The 5,035-nt window shown below is 67.1% G+C and carries 5 protein-coding genes and 1 pseudogene; all 6 read right to left on the bottom strand.

Annotated features, from left to right (window positions below):
- Positions 1–272, bottom strand: a pseudogene (locus AC5JJ6_RS32450) (glycosyl hydrolase family 28-related protein); the annotation flags it as partial.
- 188 nt (positions 273–460) lie between these two features.
- Positions 461–1,102, bottom strand: coding sequence for a hypothetical protein (locus tag AC5JJ6_RS32445; RefSeq protein ID WP_496046007.1), 642 nt, complete (start codon positions 1,100–1,102; stop codon positions 461–463).
- Entirely contained in the window at positions 1,102–3,015 is a 1,914-nt protein-coding gene (locus tag AC5JJ6_RS32440) for a phage tail protein (protein ID WP_496046006.1), read from the bottom strand. Before AC5JJ6_RS32440 ends, AC5JJ6_RS32445 begins: the two co-directional genes overlap by 1 nt.
- Positions 3,015–3,584, bottom strand: a complete 570-nt coding sequence (locus AC5JJ6_RS32435) for a phage connector family protein (protein ID WP_496046005.1) — start codon at positions 3,582–3,584, stop codon at positions 3,015–3,017. Before AC5JJ6_RS32435 ends, AC5JJ6_RS32440 begins: the two co-directional genes overlap by 1 nt.
- A gap of 81 nt (positions 3,585–3,665) precedes the next feature.
- Positions 3,666–3,935, bottom strand: a complete 270-nt coding sequence (locus AC5JJ6_RS32430; protein WP_496046004.1) for a hypothetical protein — start codon at positions 3,933–3,935, stop codon at positions 3,666–3,668.
- A gap of 57 nt (positions 3,936–3,992) precedes the next feature.
- The gene (locus AC5JJ6_RS32425) at positions 3,993–4,811 is read right to left on the bottom strand and encodes a phage capsid protein (protein ID WP_496046003.1); all 819 of its coding nucleotides are present in this window, start codon (positions 4,809–4,811) and stop codon (positions 3,993–3,995) included.
- Between the last annotated feature and the right edge of the window lie 224 nt (positions 4,812–5,035).

Raw genomic sequence — 5,035 nt, 5'->3', positions numbered from 1 at the left:
TCCAGGAAATCGGTCACCCGCTCATAGGGCAGCCGCCGCAGCAGCGTCACCTGGACGCCCTCGTCCGGCGCCTGATCGAAGGTCACGGTTCCGCCGGCCGTCATCCCGCTGCCGGACACGGTATAGCCGCCGGTCTGAAGGGCCGCGTCCAGATGGACCTGCATGTCCTCCGACGCGAAGATCGGGAACGGATAGGCGAAGGCTCGCTGCACGCCGTCGGCAATATAATGCCGGCGCGGGGGGACCGCGCCGATCTTGATGTGTTCGGTCATGATGTGTCCAATCCCGATTTTTCCATTCCCGGATGAGCCTCCGATTTCGTAAGGCACGTAGGTCGGCCTAAAGCGAAGCGGCAGCCGGCATCGACGCGCCTGCTTGTCGGCTGCCGCTTCGCTTTAGGCCGACCTACGGCATGGGCATCTTCACCAGTCAGATTCTTCGGCCCTTGGTATAAGGCCGTTCAATAAGCGTTGCTGAACAGCTCCAGCCGCTGCTTCTCCGCCAGTTGCGACCGCTCCAGCAGGTTGCTCTTCTGCGTAGCGGCGACTTCCTGGGCGAGCGCCTGCGTCCGCAGCCGGTCGGTGGCGTCCGCCTCCTGCTGGTTCCGATGGGTATCCGCCACCATCCCCAGCAGGACCGCTTCGCCGGAACCGTCCGACGTGCCGCCGCCTCCCGCGCTCAGGCTCGCCCTGGTGCGGCCGACCGTCTTGCGCAGGGCCTTCAGCCGGGCGGCCTCGTCGCTGGCGGCGCTGGACTCGATCTGCGTCCGCCGGAGCGCCACGTCCTCCTGCTGCGCCTGATCGGACTTCGCCTGCCCCTCCAGCAACTGGCGCCGCTGCAAGGACTGGGTTTCGCGCAGCACGTCCTCGGCGTGCTTCTTCTGGTCGGCCGCTTCCTTCTGGCTGGCCGCGATCTTCTCGCGCTCCAGCGCCAGCGCGTCGGCCGCCTTCTGCTTCTCGAAGGCGAGCGCGTCGGCCTTCTGCTGAGCGTCGAGCTGAGCGGCATACCGGGCATCGCCGGCGCTCTGGAAACCGCTGACCGTCTTCTGCGCGCTGGCGATCACCGGTATGGCCTGTAAGGCCAGGTTTGCAACACCACCCATCAGTCGTTCACCTTCAATTCAGTTGTGACGGATAACAGCGTGAACGGCAGGGGAGCGGACTGCTCCACCCGCCAGAGCGGCTGCGTCCGATCCCGCGCCCAGCCGAGCGAGCGCAGCCGCCGCAGGCCGCTGACCCGCGGCGGCGCCCCATCGCCCAGCGCCTGCCCGCCCAGCCGCCGGAGCGGAAAGTCGGTCAGCCCGGCCCCGACATCGGCGCGCAATGCTGCGGTATCCTCCAGCTGGAAGACCACCTCGACCAGCCGCATCGCCAAGCCCCTGCCGCCGCCGGAATTCAGCGGGTTGGGCGGCAACGGTTCGACGACATGGGTGAACGGCAACCCGGCCTCGACCGTGGAGGCCGGCGGGTCGAGCGTGATCGACCCGCCCGACACGGTGACATCGGGCCGCAGCACGCCGTCGGCGACGATGGCGATGGTCTTGCCGTTCAGATGATCCAGCCCGGACCAGACGGAGACCGGCGTTTCGCTCTCGCCATGGAGGCCGGCGTCCAGATGAAGCGCGTCGTCCAGCCGCTCGATGTTCCAGCGGGTCGAGAAGCCTTCCGGCCGCTGGACCAGCAGATAGACGTCGTCGCCGACCACGGCGACCGAATGGATCGTCCCGGTGGTATCGATCCGGGTCCAGGCGGTGACCTGCTCGGTGCGGTAGACGGTCAGCGCCCCGAGTGTCCCGTCGTCCATCACCACCAGCATCAGCCGGCGGCCCTGGTCGTAGTCCTGGTCGAGCGGCCGTACCACCAGATGCCGGGCCAGCAGCGCCAGATCGGTCGCCTGATAGGCCTGCTCGGTATCGGCATACAGGAACTCGCGGATTTCCCGCCCGTTGCGCGACACGAACAGCGTGGCGCCATCGACGTCGCGCGGCGCCACCGACCGGTCGGTCGGCGAGCCGATCCGGGTCTGCCGGTTGAGCTGGATCGTCTGAGGCGTCAGCGGCTCTCCCGTGACCATCCACTCCGCGCCCGACGTGAAGACCTGAAGATGCCGGCCGGAGAACACTGCCCGGATCGCGTTGATCTGGTCCGACAGGATGCCGAACTCGATCGCCTCGTCATCCTCGCCGGTGCCAAGGTCGAAGTTCCAGATATCGGCGGAGCGCGACAGCCAGAGCCGGTTCGGCAGCTCCCGCGATCCGCCGATCACCAGCCTGTCCTGATGGAAGGCCGCCGAGACCGGATAGCCGCGTAGCGGCGAGAACGCCTGCTCGTCCCAGACCGCCGCCGCGCCGGTATTGGCGAACGTCTCGTTGACCAGCACCTTGACCTGGGTGCCCGACACATATTCGGTGACGGTGCATTGCTTGCCCGCCACCCGCAGCCTGACGCCGGCATGGCCGGCGACGAACACCGCCGACGACGCCGTCAGGGTGACGGTGCCGGTCGTGGCGCTCGGCGTGACGGTGACGCCGACCGGTGCGAAGCGGTACCAGGGCTGCCGGATCGCGCTGCCCTCGACCAGGAAGGCCCATTCCTCCAGCGACCAAGCCGTCTCCCCGGTCCGCTTGAGCTTGCGCGGCGCCACATCGGGATGACAGACCAGCAGGGTATCGCCGCTCTGGGTCCAGGTGATCTGGCCCAGCTGGTCCGCCGTCCACGGCGTATTCACCGTCGCGACCAGTTCGTCGCCGTGATGGACGTCGACCCGGTATTCGGAGAACGCCAGCAGATAGGTCTGCTCGATGCTGAACTCGAAGGCGACCAGCCGGCCGGGACCGTGCGCATTGGCCGAATACGCCATCCCCGGCCGCCGGGTGATGCCGCCGGTCGGGTGGATCAGCAGGTTGCGCAGGGTCAGCGCGCCATTGTCGTAGGCGCGGAGGTCGCCCCGCCCCAGCAGCAGGCGCGAGATCTCGCCGCTGGTGAAGTTGGTGGTCAGGATGCGGACGCGGGTCATCAGGCGCGCGCCTCGATCAGGGTGAAGTCCTCGAACCCGAGCTGGCTGTCCTGCTGGTTGTCGATCAGGCGCGCCCGGCGGAACTCCAGTTCGGCCAGTTTCGCCAGGGCCTCCGCCCGGCTGCTGTTCTCGGTCAGCGGCAGGCAGAACTCCGCCGCCAGCCGGGCGATCACCACCTGGTCGAAGAAAGGCGGGAACGCCGCCTCCGCCGGGCGGTAGACATAGGTCAGCGTGACCTGGTCGGCATCGGTCTGAAGCGTCGTGCCGACGATGCGGTAGCCCAGCCCCCGGCCATGGCCGGGCGATCCGGCCGACAGCGCCCGCAGGAAATCGACCGGCAGCGCATGGGCGTAGTCGTAGTCGCCCAGCGGCGGATCGGCCAGCAGCGCCAGCGTCGCCTGGGTGGTCGCGAAACTCCACGAATTGGCCGAGAGCAGGGCGTCGCGGGTGGAGCCGTAGAGAGCGTCGGCGACCTCCGCCTCGGCGGTGCCGTCGTTGAAGCTGGTGATGGAGCCGGCCCCGATCTTGATCAGGGCGCGGCTGCACAAGCCGATCGGTGTGAGCGCCATGGCGCCGGTCTCCCGTTGCGGAGTGGGCGGCGCCCCGGTACCCCATCATCTTCATGACGGGGACCCGGAGCGCCCGGACGATCAATCGCTGTTGGAAGCGCCGACCTGGGTGAGGTTGGCGACATCGACCGCCCCGCCCGAATTGCTCGCCACCAGCAGGATGCCGGCCTGGGGAGTGCCGTCGGTATCGATGTTCGACATGATCATGTCGCCGACCCGCAGCATGTCGCTGGCCGTGCTGAAGTAGCCGGCGGTATCCACGTCGGCCGCGAGATCGACGGTGGCGTAGTGCCAGAGGGTGAACCCATTGGCGTAGGCGAGGACGCTGAGGTCCTTGGACTTGAAGGCCATGACTGAAAAACTCCGGGAAAGATCGGGAAACAGGGTGCGGTCGCGCCTGAGCGGCGGTCAGCTCTCCAGGCAGCGCATCGTGACGACGCCGCTGGCGTCGATCAGGGCGGCGCCCTGGCTCATCATGTTGTTGACGAAGTGCGAGGCGCGGTCGCCGTGCCACGTCACGTCGGTCGTGACGTCGGCGCCGGCGGCATGGCCGACGGCGGTCTTGTGGTACCAGTGGCAAAGCCGGACGCTGGAGCTGGCGCTGAGGCCGGAATGCGGGACCCACAGCGTGCCGAGCCAGCGCTTGGCCTGGGTGCCGCGCCACGGCAATTCGTCCGGACCGACATAGTCGGACTTGGCGAACTCGTCGATGCCGAGCAGCTGGCTCCACTGCTTCCAGCCGACCACGGCGTAGCGCTGGCCGTCGTCCGGCACGTCTGCCTGCCCCAGCTTCTCGAAGGCCAGCAGCACCTTGGCCTTGGTCAGCCCGTCGGTCGCGGCGCCGGCGTAGTTGGTCGAGGTGTCGAGCTGGCCGATGATCAGGTCGTCGGTCTTGCGGCCCAGCGCATAGGCGCCGGCATTGGTGATGACGGTGCGCTTGTCGATGTTGGTCTTCAGCTCGTCCAGCTTGTCGACCCAGTCGCCGGCGTAATAATCGGTCAGGATGCATTCGACCGGCGTGTGATCGACGTTCATCGTCGGGATCTTGCCGTGCCGCGCCTTGGTCGAGGCGACGCCCTTGCCGACCTTCTGGAAGATGGTCGAAGCGCCGCGCACGTCGCTCTTGCTGCGGACGGTGTTGCGCAGCTTGGAGCCCATGCGCTGGAAGCTCTCGTGAACTTCGCGTTCGAACTGCTTGACGAAGGCCTTGTCGATGGTCGTGGACATGAATGAAGAGCCCTTTCCGGCATCTATCGGGAGATTGGGGAGGAAATGCGGACACGAAAAAGGCCGGACCCGGCGGCGCCTCCTGGAGAGAGACGCCGCCGGTGTCCGGCCCTGGTTTCGACTTCGATCCGTCGGTGAAGACGGAGTAGTGGTGTTGACGAGAAGGAATTTAGGTTTAAATTCCTAGTTCGTCAAGAGCTTTTTTGCTTTGGCGTAGTTTTTTC

It is taken from the genome of Skermanella sp. (assembly GCF_059503625.1).
Note: the sequence above shows the minus strand (reverse complement) of the source record. Positions and strands in the feature narration are given on the sequence as shown.

What these genes read in the sequence shown, in the direction of transcription:
- AC5JJ6_RS32445 (WP_496046007.1), bottom strand. Translation starts at nt 1,102, where the DNA reads ATGGGTGGTGTTGCAAACCTGGCCTTACAGGCCATACCGGTGATCGCC.
- AC5JJ6_RS32440 (WP_496046006.1), bottom strand. Translation starts at nt 3,015, where the DNA reads ATGACCCGCGTCCGCATCCTGACCACCAACTTCACCAGCGGCGAGATC.
- AC5JJ6_RS32435 (WP_496046005.1), bottom strand. Translation starts at nt 3,584, where the DNA reads ATGGCGCTCACACCGATCGGCTTGTGCAGCCGCGCCCTGATCAAGATC.
- AC5JJ6_RS32430 (WP_496046004.1), bottom strand. Translation starts at nt 3,935, where the DNA reads ATGGCCTTCAAGTCCAAGGACCTCAGCGTCCTCGCCTACGCCAATGGG.
- AC5JJ6_RS32425 (WP_496046003.1), bottom strand. Translation starts at nt 4,811, where the DNA reads ATGTCCACGACCATCGACAAGGCCTTCGTCAAGCAGTTCGAACGCGAA.